Raw genomic sequence first — 23,700 nt, forward strand, 5'->3', positions numbered from 1 at the left:
AGCAAGGCGGGGTCTGTCCCCTGCGGGGACAGACCCCTAGGATGCGCCGGTGGCATGCAGGCAGCGCGTGCGGGGTAAAAGCTAGCTGATGGCCACGGAAGGCGAACCCGCTGTAACCGTAGCTGTCGTCGTGCGCGCGATCAGGGTTGCGGGGGCAACGGCGCCAACCAGCTTATTCACCTGCTTGAACTGCGCCGTCATCTTGCCCGGCGTCAGCGTCACCAAGGTGTAGCCCTGCGCATCCGTATTCAAATGCTTGAGCCATGGATTATTCCCCAAGCCCGCCAGCTGCTGCGCCAGGCCCAACAAGCTGATGCTGAAGTCCGCGTTGCTTTGCAGGCCAAGCAGCACGGCGGCCACGGTCGCTTCCAGTTGCGCTTCGGGTACGCCTTTCGCCGCAAGGCCGCCGCGCAGTTGGACGCGGATTTGCTCCATCAACGCCCCCGCCGTCGGCACCGCTTTGCCCATGGTGTAGTCCAGCAGGTTGAAGCTCAGATTGATCGCGCCCACGCCCGGCACCGGAATCGCCAGCGGGTAAGACACCAAGGTGCCAATATCGCCCAGCGCCGACGCCGCATCGCGCAGGTAGCTGAAGAACGAATCCGAGCTGATACCCGCCGACACCAGATCCACCATCACCGGCGTGCCGCCGCCGGCCGCGTCGAAATCATCGCTCACCGTGCCGACGAAGAAGGCGTGAATGTCGCCGGTCAGCGCCACCACGTTGCCGATGTTGTTGGTCTTCAGGTGCGACATCAGCGCCTTGCGTTCGCTGTTGTAGCCGTCCCACTGGTCGCAGTTGAGCAGGAAGCGCGTGAAGAACGCCGCCAGCGCTTCCTTCTTGCCGGACGCCGCCACGAACGGCGATTCGGCTTTGCGCGCCTGCACGTCCGGCTTGATGTAGCCGAAGGCGATGGTCTGCCCCGCCACCGCAGCCAATGCCGCGCCGACCACGCCGTCGCGGGCGGCCGCCATGACCTGGGTGAAGGTTGCCACCGCGATCGTCGCCTGGGCGGTGGTCAGCCCCGCTGTCACTGCCGCCGCCAGCTGCCGGTCGGCCGAGCCTACGCCCGCCACGATGGCCGCCGCACCAGCCTGCGCGTTCGCCGCCGAAGCGCCCGCCGTGGAAGCGGCAACGATAGCCCCCGCCACCGCCTCGTTGCTGCCTACCGACGGTGCCAGCGTCGCCACCGACGTCGCCAGCGTCGATACCGCATTCAGCGCCAGCAAAGTCGCCACGGCGTCCACGCCGTTGAGGCCCATGCGCAGCAGCGATACTTCATTGCCCCACAATTTCCAGGTCGAGGTGGCGGCTTTCATCTTGTCCATCCACCACTGGCGCTGCGTGTTGCCCAGAATGGTGGCGGTGGTCAGCGGATCGAGGCCGATGGTTTTGGCGCCGGCCATCTTCTGCGCTTCCACGCTGTTGAACAAATCCTGCGGCACCAGGTAGCGCGAGCCGATGCGGCCCAGCGGCTTGCCGGTGGCCGGATTCACCGACGATTCCGGAATGATGTGGTCCGAGCGGTACAAGCGTTCGTCCGTCATCACCAGCTGCATCAGCTTACCGAACTGGAAGTCGCGGTAGATCTTGATGTTCTGGAAGGTGGTGTTGGCCGCGTCCAGCGACACGTCGGCCGGCATGAACTCGAACCACGCCTGGTTGGCGTTGCGGCGGCGCGCGCCCTGGTGCAGATCGGAGCCGTCGGCGTTGAAGGAGCCGTCGTAGGTTTGCGCGTCCTGCCACGCATCGTCGCTGAATTCGTGGTCGTCCCAGATGGCGATGAAGGCGAAGCGCTCGTGCAGCGCCTGAAGGCGGGTGTCGGTGCGGTACTTCTTGTACAGGTAGCGGTAGTCGTTCAGCGTGTTGGCGTACTTGGCGCCGGAGCTGCCGTTCTTGAACACGCCGTCCGGCAAGGTCAGCGCGTCGTGGCGGCTTTCCACCGCGCCCAGCTGGAAGTCCTCGCCCACGGTTTCGTAGATGTAGTCGCCCAGGTGGACGATGAAGTCCAGGTTCTCGGCGGCGATGGCGCTCATCGCGCCCCAGTGGTTCACGCTCCAGTCCTGGCAGGTCATGTAGGCGAACTGCAGCTGCGCGACGTCGGCATCGGCCGCCGGTGCGGTCTTGAAGCGGCCGACGTTGGAGCGCGTCTCGCCGGCGACGAACTGGTAGTAATAGGTGGTGTTGGCGGACAGGCCGGTCAGCTTGTGGCGCACGGTGTTGTCGTATTGCGCCTGCAGCGGCAGCACCACGTCCGTCACGGTGGCGCCGCTGAGGGCCGCATTGCTGCCCAACGACTTGCCGTTATCGGCCGCAGTCACGACCAGGCGCAGCGAGGTGTCGCTGCCGGTGGCGGCCGCCACGTTGTCGAACGACGCCGGCACGGCGCGCGTCCACAACAGGATGCTGTCGGCGCGCGGATCGCCGGAGGCCACGCTCTGTGGGAATTTCCAGGCGCCGCTGGCCGGCGGCAAGGCGCTAGCCGGCGCACCATCGCTGCCGCCGCAGGCGCTCAGGCCTGCGCCCGAGGCCACCGATACCGTGATGAAGCTGCCGAATTTAATAAACTGCCGTCTGTCCATGTTCTGCTCCCGCGTAAGCGATGATGTCAAAAAATAAAGCGTAGCAGGAGGATATGACAGCATCCCTACAAAAAGTGGAGCTTCCCCTCTAGCGGTAGGGCGAGGCTATGTGCTATGGGCGGGCGGTTTCTGGCCGCCCTCTTATGCTAGAATACCGCCCTCACCGCACACCAACGAATCACCGCCGAAGGAAGACCGAACATGGCTGGACACAGCAAATGGGCCAACATCAAGCACAAAAAGGCAGCAACTGACGCGAAACGCGGCAAGATCTGGACGCGCCTGATCAAGGAAATCACCGTTGCTGCACGCATGGGCGGCGGCGACGTCAACGCCAACCCGCGCTTGCGCCTGGCGATCGACAAGGCGGCCGACGCCAATATGCCGAAGGATAACGTGCAGCGCGCCATCACGCGCGGCACCGGCGGCGAGGACGGCGCGTCGTACGAAGAAGTACGCTACGAAGGCTACGGCGTCGGCGGCGCGGCGATCATCGTCGACTGCATGACCGACAACCGCGTGCGCACCGTGGCGGAAGTCCGCAATGCCTTCAACAAGAACGGCGGCAACATGGGCAACGAAGGCTCGGTGGCCTTCATGTTCAAGCACTGCGGCCAGTTCCTGTTCGCGCCGGGCACCAACGAGGACGCGCTGATGGAAGCGGCGCTGGAATCGGGCGCCGAAGACGTGGTCACCGATGAAGAAGGCGGCATTGAAGTGCTGTGCGGCCCGCACGATTTCGCCAACGTGAAAGACGCGCTGGAAGCCAAGGGCTTCAAGGCCGAAGTGGCCGAGATCATCATGAAGCCGGACGTCGAAATCGCCGTCACCGGCGACAACGCGATCAAGATGCAGAAACTGCTGGACGCGCTGGAAGCGCTGGACGATGTACAGGAAGTGTATTCCAACACCCTGATCGAAGACTGAGGGAATATGAAAATTTTGGTAGTCGGCTCCGGTGGCCGTGAACATGCATTGGCCTGGAAACTGGCGCAATCCGAGCGCATTCAGATGGTGTACGTGGCCCCCGGCAACGGCGGCACCGCCCGCGATTCGCGCCTGGTCAACGTCAACATCACCGACCTGCACGAGCTGGCGAACTTCGTCGAGAGCGAAGGCATCAGCCTGACCGTGGTCGGCCCGGAGACGCCGCTGGCCGGCGGCATCGTCAACCTGTTCCGCGCACGCGGACTGAAGGTGTTCGGCCCGACCAAGGAAGCGGCTCAGCTGGAGTCCTCGAAAGACTTCGCCAAGTCCTTCATGGAACGCCACGGCATCCCCACCGCCAAATACCAGACCTTCTCGGACGTGGCGCAAGCGCACGCCTACATCGACGCCAACGGCGCCCCGATCGTCATCAAGGCCGACGGCCTGGCCGCCGGCAAAGGCGTGGTGGTTGCCCTGTCGCTGGAAGAAGCCCACCAGGCGGTGGATGACATGCTGGCCGATAACCGCTTCGGCGACGCCGGCGCGCGCATCGTCATCGAAGAATTCCTGGCCGGCGAAGAAGCCAGCTTCATCGTCATGTGCGACGGCAAAAACATCCTGCCGCTGGCCACCAGCCAGGATCACAAGCGCCTGAAGGACAACGACGAAGGCCCGAACACCGGCGGCATGGGTGCTTATTCCCCGGCCCCGATCGTGACGCCGGCCATGCACGCCCGCGTGATGCGCGAGATCATCAACCCGACCATCGCCGGCATGGCGAAGGACGGCATCGTCTTCACCGGCTTCCTGTACGCCGGCCTGATGATCGACGCCGCCGGCAATCCGCGCACGCTGGAGTTCAACTGCCGCATGGGCGATCCTGAAACCCAGCCTATCATGTCGCGTCTGAAGACCGACCTGGTGGCGGTGATGGAACACGCCGTCAACGGTACGCTGGACCAGATCGAGCTGGAATGGGACCGTCGCACCGCCGTCGGCGTGGTGCTGGCCGCCGCCGGCTATCCGGACGCGCCGCTGAAAGGCGCCGTGATCGAAGGCATCCCGGCCGAAACGCCGGAATCGGTGACCTTCCACGCCGGCACCGCCGATGTGGACGGCCAACTGCAAGTGACCGGCGGCCGCGTGCTGTGCGTGGTCGGCCTGGCCGACAGCGTCAAGCTGGCGCAGAAGGCTGCCTATGAAGTGGTCGACCAGATCAGCTTCGAAGGCATGCAGTGCCGCCGCGATATCGGCTGGCGTGGGCTGAAGCACTAAGATGTCCGCCGCACCGAATCCCGAAGCAGTCAAAACCTGGCTGCTGCAACTGCAAAACGACATCGTGCAAGCGTTGGAGGCCGTCGACGGCGCCTCCTTCCTGCGCGACGAGTGGCAGCGCGCCGAAGGTGGCGGCGGGATTTCGCGTCTGGTTGAAGAAGGCAATGTCATTGAACGCGGTGGTGTGAACTTCTCGCACGTGCTGGGCGCCAAGCTGCCGCCATCGGCGTCGGCGCACCGTCCCGACATCGGCGGCAATCCGTGGGAAGCCATGGGTGTGTCGCTGGTGATCCATCCGCGCAATCCGTACGCGCCGACGGTGCACATGAACGTGCGCTTCTTCAGCACCACCAACGCTGCCGGCGAGCCGGTATGGTGGTTCGGCGGCGGCATGGATTTGACGCCGTATTACGGTTTCAAGGAAGACGCCAAGCACTTCCACCAGACCTGCCATGACGCCCTCGCCCCGTTCGGCGCGGACCTGCACGGCAAGTTCAAGAAGTGGTGCGACGAGTATTTCTACCTGAAGCACCGCCAGGAAGCGCGCGGCGTCGGCGGCATTTTCTTCGACGACCACAGCGCCGAGGGCTTCGAGCAAAGCTTCGCCATGACCCAAAGCGTGGGCCAGTCCTTTCTGAAGGCCTACCTGCCGATCCTGGAACAGCGCAAGGACATGCCTTACGGCGAACGCGAACGCGATTTCCAGGCTTACCGGCGCGGCCGCTATGTCGAATTCAATCTCGTATTCGACCGTGGCACGCTGTTTGGCCTGCAATCGGGCGGCCGCACCGAGGCGATCCTGATGTCGATGCCGCCGATCGTGAAATGGCGCTATCGCTGGGAACCCGAGGAAGGCACGCCGGAAGCGGCGCTGTATTCCGACTTCCTGCCCCATCGCGACTGGCTCGCTGCGTGACGATGGCTTACCGCGTCGCACTGCTGGGAGGCAGCTACGATCCGGTGCATCGAGGTCACGTCGCATTGGGCGAGTATTTCGCCAATCTGCTGCAGGTCGACCAGTTGCGCGTGATCCCCACCGGACTGCCGTGGCAAAAAGCCACGCTGAAAGCTTCGGCGCAGCAGCGCGCCGACATGGTGGCGCTGGCCTTCGCCGGCCAGCCGTTCAGCGTGTCCGTGGACATGCAGGAGATCGCGCGCGGCGCGGCCGGACTGCCGACCTACACCATCGACACCTTGCGCCAGGTGCGCGCCGAGCTGGGGCCGCAGGCCTCCATCAGTTTCCTGATGGGCGCCGACCAGCTGCAACGGCTCGATACCTGGCACGAATGGCAGGCGCTGTTCGACTACGCCCATATCTGCGTAGCGGCCCGCCCGGGCTATGACATTGCCACCGCCGGTTTGCCGCCGGCCGTGGCGCAGGCGTTTTCCAGCCGTTTGGGAACGCCGCAACAAATCCGTAACACGCCGCATGGTCTGACTTTTCTGGCAGAAGACTTCGCGGTGGATATTTCCGCAACCCAGATACGTGCGGCATTACAACGGGGGGAACCGGCAAACTCGCTTATCCCGCCGCTAGTGCTAGACTATATTAAACAACACAATTTATACAAAAGCTAAATGGACATCAAAAAACTGCAAACCCTGGTCGTTGACGCCCTCGAAGACGTTAAGGCCCAAGACATCGCCCTGTTCGACACGACCCACTTAACCAGCCTGTTCGACCGCATCGCCATCGCGTCCGGTACTTCCAATCGTCAAACCAAGGCGCTGGCTGCCTCGGTGCGCGACAAGGTCAAGGCCGCCGGCGGCGACGTCTACGGCATGGAAGGCGAGGACACCGGTGAATGGGTGCTGGTCGACCTGGGCGACATGATCGTCCACATCATGCAGGCGCCGATCCGCGCTTACTACCGCCTGGAAGAAATCTGGGGCGACAAGCCGGTGAAACTGGGCGCCGCCAAGCGCAAGAACACCGCCGAAGGCGAAGCCGCCGACGCGCCGAAGAAAATCAGCAGCCACCTGGCCGCTGGTAAAAAGGCCGTTGCCGCCACCCCGGTCGTCGAGAAGAAAACCTCGGCCCGCAAGCCGGCCGCCGCCAAAGCGTCCGCCGCCACCGCCGAGAAAAAACCGGCCAAGCCAGCAGCCGTCCCGGCCGGCAAGAAGATCAAGGTCGGCGCGCCGAAGGCCACCGTCGCCGCAGTGAAAGCACTGAAAGCGACCGCCAAGCCACGCGCAGCCAAGCCTAAAGCGGAAGAAGCACCGGCCAAAACGGTCATCAAGCGTATCAAAAAAGCGGCTGAGTAATCCGCCATGCAGCTGATTATCGCTGCGGTCGGCCATAAAATGCCGGCCTGGATCGAAACCGGCTACGCCGAGTATGTGAAGCGCATGCCGCCGGAACTGAAGATCGTGCTGAAGGAAATCAAGCCGGTCGAGCGTTCCGGCAGCAAGACCGCCGCCACCGCGATGGCGCTCGAACGCGAGCGCATCGAGGCGGCGCTGCCGAAAGCCGTGCGCATCATCGCCCTCGACGAGCGCGGCAAGGATCTCACCTCGGTGGGCCTGTCGCAGCAGCTGGAGGCGTGGCAGCAGGATGGCCGCGACACGGCTTTCCTGATCGGCGGCGCCGACGGTCTCGATCCTGCGCTCAAGGCGCGGGCCGAAGGCTTGATCCGGATTTCCAGTATGACCCTGCCGCATGGTATGGTGCGGGTGATGCTGGCCGAGCAGTTGTACCGCGCCTGGACCATTACGCAGAACCATCCTTATCACCGCGTCTAACAAAACTATATGAAACCGGTCGACAAGAAGATTTACCTCGCCTCGAAAAGCCCGCGGCGGCGCGAACTGCTGCGCCAGGTCGGCATCGATTTCGAACTGCTGCTGCTGCGCAGCGACGGGCCGCGCGGCCCGGACGTGACCGAAGACATTCTGCCCGGCGAAACCCCGATCGACTATGTGGCGCGCGTGGCGCTGGAAAAAGCCCAGTTCGCGGCCGACCTGGTGGTCAAGCGCCGCATGGCGGCGCGGCCGGTGCTGTCGGCCGACACCACCGTCACCATCGACGGCGCCATCCTCGGCAAGCCGGCCAATCCGGCGGAAGCCACGGCCATGCTGCAGCAGCTGTCGGGCCGCACGCACCAGGTGCTGACCTCGATCGCCGTGGCCTCGGCCGATTTCTCGACCCAGATCACGCAAGTGTCGGACGTGCGCTTCGGCGTGCTGTCGCCGGCCGCCATCGCAGCCTATTGCGCCACCGCCGAACCCTACGACAAGGCCGGCGGCTACGGCATCCAGGGCCCGGCCGCCGTGTTCATCGAACACATCTCCGGCAGCCACTCGGGCATCATGGGCCTGCCCATCTACGAAACCATCCAGTTGTTACGCCAGGCGGGCTTGCCCCTGCCCTGACCACCCGGCGGCGACGTCGTTGACAGACGCCGCCGACCGGCATAGCATTTCCGGTCGAGGCGGCTTACACGGCCTTGCCATTTGCCTTGGGTGGACACATGACTATCCTGAACCGGCTGCTGCTGTCGCTGTTGTTTTTTTGGAGCGCCGCGCCGGCCGCCGCGCAATCGCCGCCGCCGACCGTGCTGCTGATCGAAAGCTACCACGCCGCCTTCGAATGGGACGACGGCTACAGGGCCGCGCTGCAAGCGCGCCTGGAGCCGGCCTATCGCGTGGTCAGCGTGGAACTCAACACCAAGCGCCTGCCGCCCGAACGACACGCCGCCATGGCCGACCAGGCCTGGGCCACCTACCTGAAACTGAAACCCGCGCTGATCATCGTCGGCGACGACGCCGCCCTCAGCCTGCTGGCCACGCGGCTGGCCGCCAGCGCCACGCCGGTGGTCTACCTCGGCATCAACAACAATCCGCGCGCCTACTTCGACCCCGGCAAGGTGCGCAACATCACCGGCGTGCTGGAACGGCCGCTGGTCAAACGCAACGTCGCCGAACTGCGCAAGATCCTGCCGGCGGCGCGGCGCGTGCTGTTCCTGTTCGACACCAGCATGACCTCCACCGTGCTGTACCAGGAAGTGCTGCAGGGCCGCCAGCGCCACAGCATCGAAGGCCTGGAGGTCGACATCAAGCTGATCAACGACTGGCCGTCCTGGCAGGCCGAGGTGGAAGCAGCGCGCGCCAACCGCTACGATGCCATCTACCTCGGCACCTACCAGGCGCTGCGCGAGGAAACCGCGTTTCCGCGCACGGCCATGAGCATGCTGCGCTGGACCTCGGAGCACGCGCAGGTGCCGGTGTTCGGGCTTTGGGACTTCTTCGTCGGCGCCGACCTGGCCGTGGGCGGGCTGGTGCTCGACGGCCGCGAACAGGGCATGGCGGCGGCCGACATCGCGCTGCGCATCCTCGGCGGCACCGCGCCCGGCAACATTTATCCCGTCACCGCGCAGCGCGGCCGCTTCGTCTTCAGCCGGACGCAACTGCAACGGCACGGCATCGTCCTGCCGCCCGGCATGGCCGCGCAGGCCCTGTTGGTGGACTGAGTTTGCTGCGGTCCTGACGCCCGTGTATGATCGGGGCATGAATGAAGACATACTGATCAATATCACCCCGCAGGAAACCCGGGTCGCCCTCATCGTGCAGGGCGCGGTGCAGGAACTCCACATCGAACGCACGCTCACGCGCGGGCTGGCCGGCAACGTCTATTCCGGCAAGGTGGTGCGGGTGCTGCCCGGCATGCAGTCGGCCTTCATCGATATCGGCCTGGAGCGGGCGGCGTTCCTGCACGTGGCCGACATCTGGGAATCCCGGCCGCACGACGGCGGCAACAACGCCGCGCCGCCGACGCCGATCGAAAAAATCCTGTTCGACGGCCAGGTGCTGACGGTGCAGGTGATCAAGGACCCGATCGGCACCAAGGGCGCGCGCCTGTCGACGCAGATCTCGATCGCCGGCCGCATGCTGGTGTACCTGCCGCAGGATGGCCACATCGGCATCTCGCAGAAAATTGAAAAGGAATCGGACCGCGAAGCGCTGCGCACGCGCCTGCAAAGCCTGCTGCCGCCGGAGGAAAAAGGCGGCTACATCGTGCGTACGCAAGCGGAAGACGCTTCCGACTCGGACATCGCCGCCGACGTCGAATACCTGCGCAAGACCTGGGCCGCGATCACGCACGGCGCCCGCACCAAGCCCGCCACCACCCTGCTGCACCAGGACTTGAGCCTGGCCCAGCGCGTGCTGCGCGACTTCGTGCACGACGAAACGGCCACCATCCAGGTCGACTCGCGCGAGAACTATGTGAACCTGCAGGAATTCGGCAAGGCCTACACGCCGGGCGTGCTGCCGCGCCTGCACCACTACACCGGCGAGCGGCCGCTGTTCGACCTGTACGGCGTGGAGGAAGAAATCCTGCGCGCGCTGGGCCGGCGCGTGGATTTGAAATCGGGCGGCTACCTGATCGTCGACCAGACCGAGGCGATGACCACCATCGACGTCAACACCGGCGGCTTCGTCGGCGGGCGCAATTTCGCCGACACGATCTTCAAGACCAACCTGGAAGCGGCGCACGCCATCGCGCGCCAGCTGCGCCTGCGCAACCTGGGCGGCATCATCATCCTCGACTTCATCGACATGGAAAACACCGAGCACCGCACGGCGGTGTTGGGCGAACTGAAAAAAGCCCTGTCGCGCGACCGCACCAAGGTATCGGTGAGCGGCTTCTCGGCGCTGGGCCTGGTGGAAATGACGCGCAAGCGCACGCGCGAATCGCTGGCGCACATCCTGTGCGAACCGTGCCCGGCCTGCAACGGCAAGGGCCAGGTCAAGACCTCGCGTACCATCTGCTACGAAATCCTGCGCGAACTGCTGCGCGAAGCCAAGCAATTCAACCCGCGCGAATTCCGCATCCTCGCCTCGCAGGAGGTGGTCGACATGTTCCTTGAAGAGGAATCGCAGCACCTGGCGATGCTGGGTGACTTCATCGGCAAGAAGATCTCGCTGCAGGTGGAAACCGCCTATCACCAGGAGCAGTACGACGTTATCCTGATGTAGGCGCCGGCTATCCCAGATAGCCGAGTACCGCGCCTTCGATACTGTTCGCCAGCTTTGCCGGGTCCATGGTTCCGCGACGACCGGCGCTGTCCGTGAGTGCGCTCATCAGCGCCATCAGGTCGGCTGCGGCCACTTCCGGCTGCAGCGCAGCCTTCCAGTCCTTCAAAAACTCCACCAAGGCGGCGTGCAAAGCCGCCACGTTTCCCGACCTGGGCAGCAGCGGCGCCAGGCGGTCCTGTTCAAAATCCAGTAGCTTGGCCAACCTGGGCCGGCGTAGCTGGTAGTGGACGGCAACCTCGATTAACTGGCGCAGCGCCTTGCGCTTGTCCTCTCCCTGCAACGCCTTGCAGGCCTCCAGCACCAGATCGGCCGACTCCCGCTCGATCAACGCGACGGTGACTGCATCCTTGGTTGGAAAGTACTGATACAGCGAACCGATGCTGACGCCGGCGTGTGCGGCAATCGCGTTGGTGGTGTAGCCCTCCAGTCCGTGCTGCTCAAGAATGTGAGCTGCTCCCTGCAAAATGGTCTCCACCGTCTGTGCGGAACGGGGCTGGGATGGCGTCTTCCTTGGCGCCAGGCCGCGCGGAGCGGGTTTGTCGGATTGCGAGTTGTTCATGTGAGCTTATGCTCATATTATTTCCTGACCATGTCAAGAGCTAATTCCAGTCTCTGGACGTCATCAGGAGCAACCGTATGCATCAGTTAAATCAGGTAATCGCCGCCGTGCAGGCCGCAGGCGATGCCATCAAATCCCGCTTTACCAGCGCCTCGCGCCCACGAGACCGTGAGGACATCATCCGCATGATTGAGGCCAACGACGGCATCGCGCTGCGGATCCTGCGCGAGCGCCTGTCGCAAGCCGCGCCCAACGCCCGCTGGGATGAGGATGAAAGCGGCACCGGCGCGCTACCGGATGGTGAATGGTGGGTGGTCGATCCGGTCGAGGGTGCGATCAACCATATCCACGGCGTGTCCGAATGGTGCGTAACCGCCACGCTGGTACGCGACAATGTGCCGGTACTCACCGCCATTTATCTGCCGATGACGGGCGACCTTTATACGGCCAGTACCGGCGCCGGCGCTTACCTGAACGAAGAGCGCTTGCACGTCTCGCGGAAAACCGATTTGCAGGCCGCGATGGTCGGCACCGGCCAGGCCACGCCCGGTGAAGGTGCGGCAACCTATGCCCGCATCGGCGCATCGGTGACGGCCATGCTGCAGGCGGCGCTGGTGGTGCGGGTTTCGGTGCCGGCCACGCTGCAACTGATCCACGTTGCGTCCGGCAGCCAGGACATGTTCTGGCAGTACAGCCAAGTGCGCTCGGGGCTGCTGGCCGGCGCTTTGCTGGTGGCCGAGGCTGGCGGCAGTGTGACCGATCTGCACGGCGCCGCCTGGCGTCCGGAGAGCACGGCCTTCCTGGCCAGTGCGCCGGGCTTGACCACGGCGGCAGTCGCGGTATTGGAGCAGACGCTATGAGAATCGCTATCTTCGGCGCGACCGGCGCCACCGGCCGCCATCTGGTCGAACAAGCTCTGCAGGCAGGACACGAAGTCACGGCCTTGATACGCACGGAAGGTAGTCTGCCCAGCCATGCCGCAGGACTGACGACGGTCGTAGGCAGCTTGCAGCAGCCTGCCGCCGTGCGGTCCGTGGTGCAGGGAGCGGATGTGGTCATCAGCGTGCTGGGCATGCGCGACAAGGACACCACGCCCGTTTGCACCGACGGCGCGCGCAGCATTGTTCAAGCCATGACGGCAACCAGCGCGCGGCGGCTGATTGCCTTGAGCGCCTACGGCGCAGCGGAAACCAGCGGCGCGTCGCTCTTCATTCGTTTGGTGCGCAAGATCATCGCCGACAAAATGCGCGACAAGGATGGCATGGAAGCGTTGGTACGCGGCAGCGGTTTGGACTGGACCTTGGTGCGTCCGCCCAGGCTGACCGGCGGCGCGCTGACGGACAACTATCGGGCCGGCACGGATCTTCGGCCCGGACTAACGAGCAGCCTGTCGCGCGCCGACCTCGCCTCTTTCATATTGAGGGAAGCGGCACGCAATCAGTACATCGGCAAAGCGCCTGTGGTGATGCAGGATTAAAGTCAGGGCTTTTTGAAGCGCAGTACAAAGCGGTCGGTCTTGCCGCGCACCGCAGGGTCGAAGATTTTCAGTTGGTGATCGTCGCCGGGAATGGCCAGCACCTTGGTCTCGCCATCGAACACAAAGCCGGCTTTTTCCACTTCGGCCTTCACTGTGGCCGGGTCGATGCGGTGCAGGTCTTCGGTGTGCTTCAAGCCGGTTCCTGCGGTGGCGGCGTGATCGGCAACGATGTAGTAGCCGCCCGATTTCAGGCGCTTGAAGACAGCCTGATTGAAGGCGTTCACATCGGCGCCCTTCATGAAGCTGTCGTGCAGATCGTGGTAATTCTCGAAGGTCCAGAAGACATCGACCTTGCTGTACGCATCGGCCGCAGGCTGCTCGCCGGCGGGATAGGAACTGACCTCGACATTGCCGTGGCCCGGTTCGCTGGAGATGGCCTTGGCCAGCGCCAGCGGATCGGACTTGAAGCCGGTAATCTCGGCCGGAACATAAGCGTACACCTTGCCCTTGCCACCCACCACTGTGGAGAACAGGCGCGACCAGTAACCGCCGCCCGGCCAGATATCCACCACCACATCGCCAGCCTTCACCTTGGAGAAAGCGACCAGTTCCGCCGGATGGCGCACCTCGTCTTGCTGCACATCCTTTTCCGGCCGCGTCTTATCCGCAACCGCCGCCGTGATGGCAGCCGACGGCGTCTGCGCCTGCGCTGGCAAGGCCAGCAACATCGGCGCAACCGCCAGAGTAATAAGTGCCGACTTCAAGAACAATACTGATTTCATGGATCCGACCTTTCTTGATTTCCCGCGCCCGTCGCGCGGCAGCACTATCTTACTCCCGCCACGCCGGGAAGGCTGGCCATAAAAAAAGCTCGCCGGAGCGAGCCTTAAGTACTGCTTGAACCGGCTTTTAGAACTGGTTCATGGTGTTGTCTTTGCCGGCTGCTTTCAGGGCTGCTTCGCCGCTGAAGTAGTCTTTGTGGTCGTCGCCGATGTCCGATCCGGACATGTTCTGGTGCTTGACGCAGGCGATGCCTTGGCGGATTTCCTTGCGCTGCACGCCAGCCACGTAACCCAGCATGCCCTGGTCGCCGAAGTATTCCTTGGCCAGGTTGTCGGTCGACAGCGCGGCGGTGTGGTAGGTCGGCAGCGTGATCAGGTGATGGAAGATGCCGGCTTCGCGCGCCGCATCGGCCTGGAAGGTGCGGATCTTCTCATCGGCCTGCTGCGCCAGTTCGGTAGTGTCGTATTCCACGCTCATCAGCTGGCTGCGCTCGTAGGCGGAAACATCCTTGCCTTCGGCCTTCATCGCGTCGTACACCTGCTGGCGGAAGTTCAAGGTCCAGTTGAACGATGGGCTGTTGTTGTACACCAGCTTGGCGTTCGGGATGACCTTGCGGATTTCGCTGACCATGCCGCCGATCTGGGCGATGTGTGGTTTTTCGGTTTCGATCCACAGCAGGTCGGCGCCGTTCTGCAGCGAGGTGATGCTGTCGAGCACGCAGCGCGCTTCGCCGGAACCGGCGCGGAACTGGAACAGGTTGCTCGGCAGGCGCTTAGGACGCAGCAGCTTGCCTTCGCGTTTGATGATGACGTCGCCATTGCCCAGCGCGTCGGCCGACACTTCTTCGCAGTCGAGGAAGGCGTTGTATTGGTCGCCCAGGTCGCCCGGCTCGTTGGTCACGGCGATCTGTTTGGTCAGGCCGGCGCCCAGCGAGTCGGTACGGGCGACGATGATGCCGTCGTCCACGCCCAGCTCCAGGAAGGCGTAACGGATGGCGCGGATCTTGGCCAGGAAGTCTTCGTGCGGCACGGTGACCTTGCCGTCCTGGTGACCGCATTGCTTCTCGTCCGACACCTGGTTCTCAACCTGGATGCAGCAGGCGCCCGCTTCGATGAATTGCTTGGCCAGCAGGTAGGTCGCTTCGGCATTGCCGAAACCGGCGTCGATGTCGGCGATGATAGGCACGACGTGGGTGACGTGGTTGTCGATCTTCGACTGGATGGCGGCTTTTTCAGCGGCCGGGGCAGCGTCCAGTTGGCGGAACAGGCCGCCCAGTTCGCGGGCATCGGCCTGGCGCAGGAAGGTGTACAGCTCCTTGATCAGCGCCGAGACGGCGGTTTTTTCGTGCATCGACTGGTCAGGCAGCGGGCCGAACTCGGAGCGCAGCGCGGCCACCATCCAGCCCGACAGGTAGAGGTAGCGGCGGTCGGTGCTGTTGAAGTGCTTCTTGATCGAGATCATTTTTTGCTGGCCGATGAAACCGTGCCAGCAGCCCAGCGACTGGGTGTACTTCGACGGGTCCTTGTCATAGGCGGCCATGTCGGCGCGCATGATCTTGGCGGTGTACTTGGCGATGTCCAGGCCGGTCTTGAATTTGTTCTGGGCACGCATGCGAGCGGCGGACTCGGGATTGATGGCGTTCCAGGCCGAACCTTGCTGCTCTTTCAAACCAGCAACTGCCTTGATGTCGTCTTGATATTGGGACATGTGTATCTCCTAAAGAAAAACAAGAATAAGTGGATCGTCGAGTGCGCCGTAAAGCAAAACTGCATGACTAAATAGTAGGCTATTCTGATGCGTTGCACAAAGTCTTATATAAGACATATAACTTAAATTTATTCGTTGTTTTTCAATTAGTTAGACAGTGTTTTTTGGGATATGAAACGCCTTTTCGAAAAATGAAAAAAAAGATGCGGCAGTCCATCATGCCGCATCCCACAATATGAAAAGCTTTTTCAGCCCTTGATGGAATCGAGCTGATCCAGGGCCGCCGGTGGCAGCACCACGGAGGCTGCGGCGACGTTCTGGCGCAGGTGGGCCACCGACGAGGTGCCGGGGATCAGCAGGATGTTCGGCGAGCGCTGCAACAGCCAGGCTAGCGCGGTCTGCATCGGCGTGGCGCCCAGTTGCGCGGCCACCTGCTCCAGCGCGGCCGATTGCAGCGGCGAGAAACCGCCCAGCGGGAAGAACGGCACGTAGGCGATGCCATCCTTGGCCAGCTCATCGATCAGGGCGTCGTCGTGGCGGTGCGCCAGGTTGTACTGGTTCTGCACGCAGACGATGGGAGCGATGCCGCGCGCCTGGCGCACTTGCGCGGCGGTGGCGTTGCTCAGGCCGATGTGGCGGATCAGCCCGCGCTGCCGCAGTTCCGCCAGCTTGGTGATGTGGGCTTCGATATCGCCTTCGGCCGGGCCCATGACGTCGAACATTAGTCGCATGTTCACCACATCCAGCACTTCCAGGCCCAGGTTGCGCAGGTTGTCGTGCACCGCCGCCTCCAGCTCGGCCGGCGACTGCGCCGGCAGCCAGGACGCGTCCGCACCGCGCGTGGCGCCGACCTTGGTGACGATGACCAGGTCGTCCGCATACGGATGCAGGGCTTCGCGGATCAGCTGGTTGGTGACGTGCGGGCCGTAGAAGTCGCTGGTGTCGATATGGTTGACGCCCAGCGCGGCCAGCTCGCGCAGCACGGCCAGCGCCTCGTCGCGGTTCTTGGGCGGGCCGTAGACATGCGGGCCGGCCAGTTGCATGGCGCCGTAGCCCATGCGGTTGACGGTCAGGTCGCCGAGTTGGAAGGTGCTCATGTAGTTCTCCTTGTGGTTGATGGAGCCAGTCTATGAGCGTTTGCGCTGTGCGACAATACAGCACAATCACACAGCTTGTGCGGAATTCAGGACAATCGATATGGCAGAACTTCAGGACATCGGCGCCTTCGTCGCGGTGGCGAAGCACGGCGGCTTTCGCGAGGCGGCGCGGCAGACCGGCAACAGCGCCTCGCAACTGAGCGAAGCGGTGCGGCGGCTGGAGGCGGGGCTGGGCGTGCGCCTGCTGAACCGCACCACGCGCAGCGTCGCCACCACCGACGCCGGCCAGCGCCTGCTGGAACAGCTGGAGCCGGCGCTGGGCGCGGTGGAGTCGGCGCTGGACGTGGTGAACGGTTTCCGCGAGCGGCCGGCGGGACGGCTGCGGCTCAACGTGCCGCTCAGCGCGGCCAAGCTGATCCTGCCGCGCATCCTGCCGCCGTTCATGGCGGCCTATCCGGAGATCCAGGTCGAGGTCAACGTCGAGGACAGCTTTGTCGACCTGCTGCGCTCGGGCTGCGACGCCGGCATCCGCTACGAGGAGCGCATGGAGCAGGACATGGTGGCGATACCCATCGGGCCGCGCCGCCAGCGTTTCGCGGTGGCCGCCTCGCCCGCCTACCTGGACCGCCACGGCCGGCCGAAACGGCCGCAAGACCTGCTGAATCACATCTGCCTGCGCGGCCGCTTTGCCAGCGGCGCCATGCCGGCCTGGGAATTCGAGCAGCGCGGCAAAAAGATCGTGATCGAACCGGCCGGGCCGCTGATCGTCAGCCTGGGCGGCGGCGCCGAGCTGAAGGTCGACGCGGCGGTGGCCGGCGCCGGCGTCCTCAACCTGTTCGAGGACTGGTTGCAGCCCTACTTCGACCGCGGCGAACTGGAGCCGGTGCTGGAGCGCTGGTGGCCCAGCTTCAGCGGCCCGTCGCTGTACTACCCGGGCCGGCGCTACCTGCCGGCGCCGCTGCGCGCCTTTGTCGACTTCATCCAGGCCATGCGCTGGTAGTTTATGTTGCAGTGCCGCTAGCTCTGTTTCAATGTTGACGATATAGTCAGTGCACAAATCACAACAAAGGAGACAGCATGACCCTCAAACGTTCGTTTGCACTGCTCTGTTTCATCCTGCCCTGTGCGCTGGCACAGGCAGGCAACCACGAATCGGTAGCGGCCCCGGCGCCGGCGGTCGGCGATTCGTGGACCTATCAGTACACCGATGTGTGGAAAGGCGCCAAGGGCAACATCAACCGGCTGGAAGTGGCCGCCATCGACCAGGCCGGCGTGCACATGGAGATCAAGCGCGCCGCCAGCGGCGCCCTGATCAACACCCAGTTGTTCAGCCCGGAGATGAACCCCATCGATCGCGGCGCCATGCATTTCGCGCCCTCCTTCCCGCGCTACGCCTTCCCGCTGGCGCCGGGCAAGGAATGGGTGAGCGAAGTGGTCGGCGACAACAGCAAGGCCGGCAAGCAATGGCGCTACCAGATCAAGGGCAAGGTGCAGGACTGGGAAAAAGTGCGCGTGCCGGCCGGCGAATTCGAAGCCTTGAAAATCGTGATCGACGCGCAGTACGGCGCGGTGGACGGCAGCGCCGGCGGCGGCCGCCTGACCGAGACCGTCTGGTTCGTCCCGGCGCTCAACAACTACGTCAAGCTCGACTACCAGGACAGCGACGCCCAGGGCCGGCTCTACAGCCGCGACAGCTGGGAGCTGACCGCCTACGGCCACAAGACGCCGCCGCTGGCCTCCACCCGCTAACTGCTGGGCGGGTTTATTTGGTGATTTTCAAAATGGCCGACGCCAGCTTGGAGAAGCATGGCGTCAGGTCGGCCTGGGTGGCGGCGTAGCAGTACACGCCCACGGGCTTGCTGGGACGCGCGCAACGGGCCGGCGCGTCGACCGCGTTGGCCATGCACTTCAGCGTGTCCTCGCCCTTTTCCTTGTCGACGCCGGAGCCGGCCTTCAGCTGCGAGCCCAGTCCCAGCGTGAACACATAGATGCCCTCGTCCTGCGACTTGGCCGCCATGGCTTCCACCAGGTTGCGCGCGGCGCGGTTGACGTTCTGGTAGGTGATGGCATTGGTCACCACGCGCGGCGTGGTCGTGACCACCTTGAATTCGCGCAAGTTCGCATCGTTGGGATTGGTCACGAGATTGTGGCCGTTGTACCAGTCGGGCAAGGACGTCACACGGTCCGACAGCTGCGCCCTGCGGCCCAGCGAGTCGTTATAGCCGAGGTTATAGGGATTGCATTTGCCGGCCAGTGCGGTGTTGTTGTCGCTCGGGCTGTACAGGCCGGACGGTTCGCCCGAGCCATCATCGTCGGTGGCGATGGTGCCGGCCACGATGCAATCGCTGGCGGTCTTCCAGTTCAGGTAGGCCGCAAACGAGTTGGGCGCACCGTCCGAGAAGAAGATGATCACGCGCAGGTTGGAACGGTTCAGGTTGGCCGAGGGCACACTGTTCAATTGGTCGCGCGCGCGCCACATGCCTTCCGCCGAGGCGGTCGAGCCTTCGAACTGGAGCGCCTTGATGTGCGTCTCCATGCTGGTGCGGTCGAAGCCGCGCAGGGTCGGACGGATCGCGTCGTCCACTTCGGAGCCGTAGGCGAAGTGCACCAGGCCCACGCGGTCCTGGGTCGAATTGAATTGCTTGAGGAAGGTGATGGCCGAACTGCGCACATTGGCGGCGCTGTCGGACAGCGAGCCCGAGGTGTCGAGCGTGATCACCATGTCCAGGTCCTTGCGCGTGGTCTGCGTCAGCACGCCCGGGGTCAGCGGACCGCTGAGATTGGTGCCCAAGAGCGAAGCCGGCATGGTGGCCGAAGCCGAGACCGACACCGTGACCTGGCCGCCGCTGTAGCTGACCTGAGTGTCGCCCAGCGTGGCCGTCGAGCCCATGTAGCCGGCCGGGAAGTTGGCGTTGAAGAAGCGCGTCGCCGCCGCCTTGGCGTTGGCGGTCTGGGTGGCCTGGTCGCCGCCGAGGCTGGTGGCGCGCGCGCCGGCCAGCGCCGCCGAGTCGGTGGCGGCGTTGAGCTTGGCCTTGATCATATAGCTCAGGCCGGCGCTGAAGGCCAGGCCGGCCGCCATGATCAGCACCAGCATGCCGATGACGATCAGCGGCAGCACCGCCCCGCGTTGTTTGTGTGTGTAGGTAGCCATGATCAGAATATCGACATCGAATAAAGGTTGGGACCAATGGTCGACGTACCCAGCGGACCGAACGTGACCGGCGCGAACACCATGTCGAACTTGTAGAACGCTTCGACCACGTAGACCACCTCGCCGTCGGCCAGCTGATTACTCATCAGCGTGGTGGTCGGCGCATTGCTGCCGGTCGGCACCACGCAGGTGCCGGCCACGCCGCTGGCCCAGTTGCCGCAGCTCCAGACCTTGCTGGTCGGCGCATAGCCGCTGACGCGGTAGCCGCGATTGTTGACGCTGTCATCCCAGCGGTACTGTTCCAGCACGACGGTGCGGGTGCCGCTGCCGCTGGTCTGGCCCATGATGCGGGTGACGTACAGCATGCCCTGCTTGTTCATGTCCAGCGGCGGCGCCGAGGCCGCCACCTGGCCGATGATGGCCTGGGCATTTTCCGACAGCTGCAGCTTGCCGCGCGAGGCCAGGTTGGCGCCTTCGCGGCTCAGGTTAATCAGGATCATATTGGCCTGGATGCCGCGCGCCACATCGACCAGGCTGAGGAACAGAATGATGATCACCGGCAGAATCAGTGCCACCTCGACGGCGGCAATGCCAGCCGCGCGGCGGCGCGAACGATAGACCGGTTTCATCAACTACCCCAGCTTTCGTTCTTCATGGTGGCCGCCACCGCGAAGTTCAGCTTGCCGTTCTTGAAGAAGGCGCCGATCAGCGGCGTGCGCAGGGTCCAGGTGCAATCGAGGCGGATCACCACGATATCGTCCGGCCCGCCGAACATGGTGTTGGAATAATTAGCCGAGCTGGCATAGGTGGCGCCGTTCACCGAGATCACCGGCGACACCATGTCGTACATCCCCGCCGAGCTGTTGCGCATGACGTTGATCATCGCCTGAAAGCGCGCCGGCGTGGTGGAGCTGTCCTGGTCGGTGCGCCCGGTGATGCCGTAGCGCGTGCCTTCGCGCACCGCGTACTGCATGCTCATGGTGGTGAAGAAAATGATGGAAAATTCGAGGATGGCGAACATCAGCAGCAGCACGATCGGCGCTACCAGGGCCATCTCCACCACCGCTGATCCGCCTTGGCGGCGACGCGAAAAATTAGATACGCTCATGACGTCATGTCGGGAATATAAAACAAGGAAATGCGGCGGTGGCGCGTTGCGCGGCACGGCGTAGCGGCGTTCCGGCTTCTGATGCGGGCCGGCGGCGTCACGGGATTGGGGTGGCGATGGCTCATTGTAGCGTGATTCAAAAGTTTCGTCTTGTTATTTAAAGTTAACTATCAGTACCAAATAGCAAGCCACGCCGCCGCGCTTGCCGCAGCACCGGAAATACTTACTTTACAGGATGCGATTCTATGAGTAGACTCCCGGAATTGCAACTAGTGCAACAAATGTTGACTAAAACTCAAACATTGTTATTCCAACAGCATGACGCCACCCATTCATGACATCGATACGCCCAAGGGACGCAACGGCGATGTGGCCGGCGCTTCGATGGTGTTTGTCATGCGCCTGCTGCTGGCCCTGTCCGCCCTGCTGACGCTGTCCATCGCGCCGGGCGACCTGGGCAACGCCGGTGTGCAGGGCGCGCTGTCGTGGATGATCTTCAGCGCCTACCTGGCCCACAGCATAACGCTGTTGGTGGCGGCGCGGCGCCACGGCAATCCGTTCTGGCACGGCAAGCTGGTGTACTGGCTGGACCTGGGCTGGTACGGCCTGATGGTGTATTGCAGCGGCGGCAGCAACAGCTTCTTCTTCCCCTTCTTCTTCTTTGTGATCCTGACCGCCTCGTTCCAATGGGGCTTCGACGAGGGCGCGCGCATCACGCTGGCCTCGGCGCTGGTGCTGGCGCTGGCCACCTGGCTGGCCGACCAGGGCGCCAACCACGCCAACCTGCTGCTGCGCACCACCTTCCTGCTGGCGCTCGGCTACATGATTTCCTACTGGGGCGGACTGGGCCTGACCCAGCGCCGCCGCCTCAACCTGCTGCGCCGGGTCAGCCAGCTGTCCAATCCGCGCTTCGGGGTCGACCAGACCATCGGCTCGATGCTGCAGCAGACGGGCCGCTTTTATCACGCCAGCAACTGCCTGCTGCTGATGCGCAGCGGCGCCGACGAGTTGTGGCAACTGCACTCGGCCACGGCGGACAAGGTGACACTGTCGCATTTATCCGACGCCGCCGCCGCTCCGCTGCTGGCGTTCGCGCCCAAGATGCTGGTGCAATATGCGCAGCCGCTGCACCCGCGCCTGCCGCGCACCGCCGAGGCGCGCCAGCGCGCGGCCGGCCAGGCGCGCTGGGAAGCGCTGCCGCCGGAACAACTGGTGCACCTGATCGACCTGCTCGACGCCAGCTCCCTGATCAGCGTGCCGCTGCCGCTGCGCAAGGGCGAGGGCCGGCTGTACGTGGTCTCCGGCGCCGACCGCCTGACGCGCGGCGACGCCGCCTTCCTGTACCAGCTGGCCACGCAGTTCTTCCCGGTGATCGAAAACATCGTGCTGCTCGACCGGCTGGCGTCCGACGCCGCCTTCCGCGAGCGGCAGAAAATCGCCCGCGACTTGCACGACACCACCATCCAGCCCTACATCGGCCTGCGCCACGGCATCAGCGCGATTCGCCAATCGGTGCAAACAGAGCACCCATGTGCGGCGGAACTCGATAAACTACTGGACATGACGAGCCAGGTCATCACCGACATGCGCGCCTTCGCCAAGACCGTGCGGGAAGGCGCGGCGCGGCAGGAGACCGAGCTGCTGGTGGCCTTGCGCCGCCAGGCCACGCAAGTGCGCGAATTCTACGGCCTGACCATCAACATCGAGGCGGCCGAGGATTTCCGCCTGAGCGACCGCCTGGCCGCCGAGGTGTTCCAAATCGTCAACGAAGGCATGAGCAACATCCGCAAGCATACCCGTGCGCGCAACGGCCGCATCCACCTCAACAACGTGGATGACCAGCTGCACATACGGATTGAAAATGAAACACCGGAAGGTCCACCGGCCCAATTCCTGCCAGGATCGATCGCCGAACGCACCACCGCGCTCGGCGGCACGATCGAGATAAGCCAGACGGCGCAAGGCGCCACCGCTGTCCATATCGCCATTCCGGTCTGAGTCCTGGAAGAGAAATGACCACTACCGACACCAACACGCCGATCCGCATCATGCTGGTCGACGACCACAAGACCATGTTGTGGGGGCTGGAAAAACTGATCGAAGGCGCCGGCGCGGCCCTGACCCTGGTGGGCACCGCCCACAACAATGACAGCGCGCTGCGCGAAGGCGCGCGCCTGCGGCCCGACCTGATCGTGCTCGACCTCGACCTCGAAGGCCGCAGCTCGATCGAAATCCTGCCGCAGCTGCTGCAGGACAGCGGCGCGCGCGTACTGATCCTCAGCGGCAACCGCGACCAGGCCCTGCTGGCGCAAGCCGTCAAGCTCGGCGCGCGCGGCGTGGTCAGCAAGGAGGCCCCGGCCGAAGTGCTGTTGCAGGCCATCGAGCGCGTGCGCGCCGGCGAGATGCATCTGGACGCCAGCCTGATGGGCGCGCTGCTGGGCCAGGGCGCCCCGGCCAAGGCCGATCCCGAAGCGCAGCGCATCGGTTCGCTCACGCCCAAGGAGCGCAAGATCGTCGCCACCGTGGTCGAGAGCAACGGCGCGGCCAACAAGGAACTGGCGGCCAAGCTGTTCATCGCCGAGCCGACGCTGCGCAACAACCTCACCTCCATCTATCAAAAACTGGGCGTGGCCAACCGCCTGGAACTGTACGTCTACGCCACCCGCCACGGGCTGCAATAAGGCGAACCGGCGCGGCGCGTGACAAATGTCACGCCGCCGCCGCTGAAAATCGTGACCTCCCTCCTCCCCACAAAGTGACATCCGTCCGATGTGGCGCCGCCGTGCCTTCCGTAGAATTCAATACATCAGCAGCGTTGTTGTAACGGCTGAACCGGCAACGGAACCCCAACACAAAGGAGCATGAGAATGCGGATTTCAACAAGGAAGGCCAACCGCCCATACCGTCTGATCGGTCGAGCGCAAGGCGCCACCTTGATGGAGTATGCGCTCCTCGTGGCCCTCGGGTCGGTGATCATCATCATCGCGCTGCTCGCTT

At 64.0% G+C, this 23,700-nt stretch carries 23 protein-coding genes; 15 read left to right on the forward strand and 8 right to left on the reverse strand.

Going from position 1 to position 23,700, the window contains the following annotated elements:
• Window positions 1–81: 81 nt before the first annotated feature.
• On the reverse strand, window positions 82–2,583 hold the full coding sequence (locus ACXZ1M_RS08270; protein WP_459052694.1) for an alkaline phosphatase D family protein: 2,502 nt from the start codon (window positions 2,581–2,583) through the stop codon (window positions 82–84).
• 201 nt (window positions 2,584–2,784) lie between these two features.
• Between ACXZ1M_RS08270 and ACXZ1M_RS08275 the strand changes: the two genes are divergently transcribed.
• The 9 genes from ACXZ1M_RS08275 to rng all read left to right on the forward strand — a co-directional run bounded on the left by ACXZ1M_RS08275 (window position 2,785) and on the right by rng (window position 10,761).
• Window positions 2,785–3,510, forward strand: a complete 726-nt coding sequence (locus ACXZ1M_RS08275; RefSeq protein WP_459052695.1) for a YebC/PmpR family DNA-binding transcriptional regulator — start codon at window positions 2,785–2,787, stop codon at window positions 3,508–3,510.
• 6 nt (window positions 3,511–3,516) lie between these two features.
• Window positions 3,517–4,785: a phosphoribosylamine--glycine ligase gene (gene purD, locus ACXZ1M_RS08280; RefSeq protein ID WP_459052696.1), complete on the forward strand. Its 1,269-nt coding sequence runs from the start codon at window positions 3,517–3,519 to the stop codon at window positions 4,783–4,785.
• Window position 4,786: 1 nt separating this feature from the next.
• A complete protein-coding gene (gene hemF / locus ACXZ1M_RS08285; protein ID WP_459052697.1) occupies window positions 4,787–5,701 on the forward strand; it encodes an oxygen-dependent coproporphyrinogen oxidase in 915 nt (304 codons plus the stop codon).
• A gap of 2 nt (window positions 5,702–5,703) precedes the next feature.
• A complete protein-coding gene (locus ACXZ1M_RS08290; protein WP_459052698.1) occupies window positions 5,704–6,363 on the forward strand; it encodes a nicotinate-nucleotide adenylyltransferase in 660 nt (219 codons plus the stop codon).
• Window positions 6,364–7,050, forward strand: a complete 687-nt coding sequence (rsfS, locus tag ACXZ1M_RS08295) for a ribosome silencing factor (RefSeq protein ID WP_459052699.1) — start codon at window positions 6,364–6,366, stop codon at window positions 7,048–7,050.
• A 6-nt stretch (window positions 7,051–7,056) separates the two neighbouring features.
• A complete protein-coding gene (gene rlmH, locus ACXZ1M_RS08300) occupies window positions 7,057–7,527 on the forward strand; it encodes a 23S rRNA (pseudouridine(1915)-N(3))-methyltransferase RlmH (protein ID WP_373988759.1) in 471 nt (156 codons plus the stop codon).
• 9 nt (window positions 7,528–7,536) lie between these two features.
• Window positions 7,537–8,157, forward strand: coding sequence for a Maf family protein (locus ACXZ1M_RS08305; protein ID WP_459052700.1), 621 nt, complete (start codon window positions 7,537–7,539; stop codon window positions 8,155–8,157).
• Window positions 8,158–8,255: 98 nt separating this feature from the next.
• Entirely contained in the window at window positions 8,256–9,254 is a 999-nt protein-coding gene (locus ACXZ1M_RS08310) for an ABC transporter substrate-binding protein (RefSeq protein WP_459052701.1), read from the forward strand.
• Window positions 9,255–9,291: 37 nt separating this feature from the next.
• Complete coding sequence (gene rng, locus ACXZ1M_RS08315; RefSeq protein WP_459052702.1) at window positions 9,292–10,761, forward strand: ribonuclease G; 1,470 nt, start codon at window positions 9,292–9,294, stop codon at window positions 10,759–10,761.
• A 7-nt stretch (window positions 10,762–10,768) separates the two neighbouring features.
• Here the strand turns inward: rng and ACXZ1M_RS08320 are convergent, their stop codons facing one another.
• Window positions 10,769–11,284 carry a TetR/AcrR family transcriptional regulator gene (locus tag ACXZ1M_RS08320; protein WP_459052703.1) on the reverse strand — a complete coding sequence of 172 codons (516 nt, stop codon included), beginning with the start codon at window positions 11,282–11,284 and terminating at the stop codon, window positions 10,769–10,771.
• A gap of 173 nt (window positions 11,285–11,457) precedes the next feature.
• Between ACXZ1M_RS08320 and ACXZ1M_RS08325 the strand changes: the two genes are divergently transcribed.
• Both ACXZ1M_RS08325 and ACXZ1M_RS08330 read left to right on the forward strand, forming a co-directional pair.
• Window positions 11,458–12,240, forward strand: a complete 783-nt coding sequence (locus ACXZ1M_RS08325; protein ID WP_459052704.1) for an inositol monophosphatase family protein — start codon at window positions 11,458–11,460, stop codon at window positions 12,238–12,240.
• A complete protein-coding gene (locus ACXZ1M_RS08330) occupies window positions 12,237–12,857 on the forward strand; it encodes an NAD(P)-dependent oxidoreductase (RefSeq protein WP_459052705.1) in 621 nt (206 codons plus the stop codon). The genes ACXZ1M_RS08325 and ACXZ1M_RS08330 overlap by 4 nt, the downstream gene beginning before the upstream one ends.
• 2 nt (window positions 12,858–12,859) lie before the next feature.
• Here the strand turns inward: ACXZ1M_RS08330 and ACXZ1M_RS08335 are convergent, their stop codons facing one another.
• The 3 genes from ACXZ1M_RS08335 to ACXZ1M_RS08345 form a co-directional block, all read right to left on the reverse strand.
• Window positions 12,860–13,639: a class I SAM-dependent methyltransferase gene (locus ACXZ1M_RS08335; RefSeq protein WP_459052706.1), complete on the reverse strand. Its 780-nt coding sequence runs from the start codon at window positions 13,637–13,639 to the stop codon at window positions 12,860–12,862.
• Window positions 13,640–13,766: 127 nt separating this feature from the next.
• Window positions 13,767–15,347 (reverse strand): isocitrate lyase, encoded by a 1,581-nt coding sequence (locus ACXZ1M_RS08340; RefSeq protein ID WP_459052707.1) that lies wholly within the window; start codon window positions 15,345–15,347, stop codon window positions 13,767–13,769.
• A 248-nt stretch (window positions 15,348–15,595) separates the two neighbouring features.
• The gene (locus tag ACXZ1M_RS08345; RefSeq protein ID WP_459052708.1) at window positions 15,596–16,444 is read right to left on the reverse strand and encodes an aldo/keto reductase family oxidoreductase; all 849 of its coding nucleotides are present in this window, start codon (window positions 16,442–16,444) and stop codon (window positions 15,596–15,598) included.
• A 100-nt stretch (window positions 16,445–16,544) separates the two neighbouring features.
• Here ACXZ1M_RS08345 and ACXZ1M_RS08350 point away from each other — a divergent pair, with 100 nt between their 5' ends.
• Together ACXZ1M_RS08350 and ACXZ1M_RS08355 are read left to right on the forward strand one after the other, a co-directional pair.
• The gene (locus tag ACXZ1M_RS08350) at window positions 16,545–17,444 is read left to right on the forward strand and encodes a LysR family transcriptional regulator (RefSeq protein ID WP_459052709.1); all 900 of its coding nucleotides are present in this window, start codon (window positions 16,545–16,547) and stop codon (window positions 17,442–17,444) included.
• A 77-nt stretch (window positions 17,445–17,521) separates the two neighbouring features.
• Window positions 17,522–18,193 (forward strand): hypothetical protein, encoded by a 672-nt coding sequence (locus ACXZ1M_RS08355; RefSeq protein WP_459052710.1) that lies wholly within the window; start codon window positions 17,522–17,524, stop codon window positions 18,191–18,193.
• 13 nt (window positions 18,194–18,206) lie between these two features.
• Here the strand turns inward: ACXZ1M_RS08355 and ACXZ1M_RS08360 are convergent, their stop codons facing one another.
• The 3 genes from ACXZ1M_RS08360 to ACXZ1M_RS08370 are packed head-to-tail and all read right to left on the reverse strand — an operon-like array spanning window position 18,207 to window position 20,703.
• Window positions 18,207–19,595, reverse strand: coding sequence for a VWA domain-containing protein (locus ACXZ1M_RS08360; RefSeq protein WP_459052711.1), 1,389 nt, complete (start codon window positions 19,593–19,595; stop codon window positions 18,207–18,209).
• Between the two features lie 2 nt (window positions 19,596–19,597).
• A complete protein-coding gene (locus ACXZ1M_RS08365; protein ID WP_459052712.1) occupies window positions 19,598–20,224 on the reverse strand; it encodes a TadE/TadG family type IV pilus assembly protein in 627 nt (208 codons plus the stop codon).
• The gene (locus tag ACXZ1M_RS08370) at window positions 20,224–20,703 is read right to left on the reverse strand and encodes a TadE/TadG family type IV pilus assembly protein (protein WP_459052713.1); all 480 of its coding nucleotides are present in this window, start codon (window positions 20,701–20,703) and stop codon (window positions 20,224–20,226) included. Before ACXZ1M_RS08370 ends, ACXZ1M_RS08365 begins: the two co-directional genes overlap by 1 nt.
• Window positions 20,704–21,021: 318 nt before the next feature.
• On the opposite strand from ACXZ1M_RS08370, the gene ACXZ1M_RS08375 reads away from it, so the two are divergent.
• Window positions 21,022–22,701 carry a sensor histidine kinase gene (locus tag ACXZ1M_RS08375; RefSeq protein ID WP_459052714.1) on the forward strand — a complete coding sequence of 560 codons (1,680 nt, stop codon included), beginning with the start codon at window positions 21,022–21,024 and terminating at the stop codon, window positions 22,699–22,701.
• Between the two features lie 14 nt (window positions 22,702–22,715).
• On the forward strand, window positions 22,716–23,384 hold the full coding sequence (locus tag ACXZ1M_RS08380) for a response regulator (RefSeq protein WP_459052715.1): 669 nt from the start codon (window positions 22,716–22,718) through the stop codon (window positions 23,382–23,384).
• The last annotated feature ends 316 nt before the right edge of the window (window positions 23,385–23,700 follow it).

The organism is Duganella paludis (genome assembly GCF_054461335.1).

What these genes read in the sequence shown, in the direction of transcription:
- ACXZ1M_RS08355 (WP_459052710.1), top strand. Translation starts at nt 17,522, where the DNA reads ATGACCCTCAAACGTTCGTTTGCACTGCTCTGTTTCATCCTGCCCTGT.
- ACXZ1M_RS08330 (WP_459052705.1), top strand. Translation starts at nt 12,237, where the DNA reads ATGAGAATCGCTATCTTCGGCGCGACCGGCGCCACCGGCCGCCATCTG.
- ACXZ1M_RS08290 (WP_459052698.1), top strand. Translation starts at nt 5,704, where the DNA reads ATGGCTTACCGCGTCGCACTGCTGGGAGGCAGCTACGATCCGGTGCAT.
- ACXZ1M_RS08340 (WP_459052707.1), bottom strand. Translation starts at nt 15,347, where the DNA reads ATGTCCCAATATCAAGACGACATCAAGGCAGTTGCTGGTTTGAAAGAG.
- ACXZ1M_RS08380 (WP_459052715.1), top strand. Translation starts at nt 22,716, where the DNA reads ATGACCACTACCGACACCAACACGCCGATCCGCATCATGCTGGTCGAC.
- ACXZ1M_RS08310 (WP_459052701.1), top strand. Translation starts at nt 8,256, where the DNA reads ATGACTATCCTGAACCGGCTGCTGCTGTCGCTGTTGTTTTTTTGGAGC.
- ACXZ1M_RS08325 (WP_459052704.1), top strand. Translation starts at nt 11,458, where the DNA reads ATGCATCAGTTAAATCAGGTAATCGCCGCCGTGCAGGCCGCAGGCGAT.
- ACXZ1M_RS08370 (WP_459052713.1), bottom strand. Translation starts at nt 20,703, where the DNA reads ATGAGCGTATCTAATTTTTCGCGTCGCCGCCAAGGCGGATCAGCGGTG.
- ACXZ1M_RS08270 (WP_459052694.1), bottom strand. Translation starts at nt 2,583, where the DNA reads ATGGACAGACGGCAGTTTATTAAATTCGGCAGCTTCATCACGGTATCG.
- ACXZ1M_RS08345 (WP_459052708.1), bottom strand. Translation starts at nt 16,444, where the DNA reads ATGAGCACCTTCCAACTCGGCGACCTGACCGTCAACCGCATGGGCTAC.
- ACXZ1M_RS08275 (WP_459052695.1), top strand. Translation starts at nt 2,785, where the DNA reads ATGGCTGGACACAGCAAATGGGCCAACATCAAGCACAAAAAGGCAGCA.
- rlmH (WP_373988759.1), top strand. Translation starts at nt 7,057, where the DNA reads ATGCAGCTGATTATCGCTGCGGTCGGCCATAAAATGCCGGCCTGGATC.
- ACXZ1M_RS08335 (WP_459052706.1), bottom strand. Translation starts at nt 13,639, where the DNA reads ATGAAATCAGTATTGTTCTTGAAGTCGGCACTTATTACTCTGGCGGTT.
- ACXZ1M_RS08360 (WP_459052711.1), bottom strand. Translation starts at nt 19,595, where the DNA reads ATGGCTACCTACACACACAAACAACGCGGGGCGGTGCTGCCGCTGATC.
- purD (WP_459052696.1), top strand. Translation starts at nt 3,517, where the DNA reads ATGAAAATTTTGGTAGTCGGCTCCGGTGGCCGTGAACATGCATTGGCC.
- ACXZ1M_RS08365 (WP_459052712.1), bottom strand. Translation starts at nt 20,224, where the DNA reads ATGAAACCGGTCTATCGTTCGCGCCGCCGCGCGGCTGGCATTGCCGCC.
- ACXZ1M_RS08305 (WP_459052700.1), top strand. Translation starts at nt 7,537, where the DNA reads ATGAAACCGGTCGACAAGAAGATTTACCTCGCCTCGAAAAGCCCGCGG.
- ACXZ1M_RS08375 (WP_459052714.1), top strand. Translation starts at nt 21,022, where the DNA reads ATGACGCCACCCATTCATGACATCGATACGCCCAAGGGACGCAACGGC.
- rsfS (WP_459052699.1), top strand. Translation starts at nt 6,364, where the DNA reads ATGGACATCAAAAAACTGCAAACCCTGGTCGTTGACGCCCTCGAAGAC.
- hemF (WP_459052697.1), top strand. Translation starts at nt 4,787, where the DNA reads ATGTCCGCCGCACCGAATCCCGAAGCAGTCAAAACCTGGCTGCTGCAA.
- rng (WP_459052702.1), top strand. Translation starts at nt 9,292, where the DNA reads ATGAATGAAGACATACTGATCAATATCACCCCGCAGGAAACCCGGGTC.
- ACXZ1M_RS08350 (WP_459052709.1), top strand. Translation starts at nt 16,545, where the DNA reads ATGGCAGAACTTCAGGACATCGGCGCCTTCGTCGCGGTGGCGAAGCAC.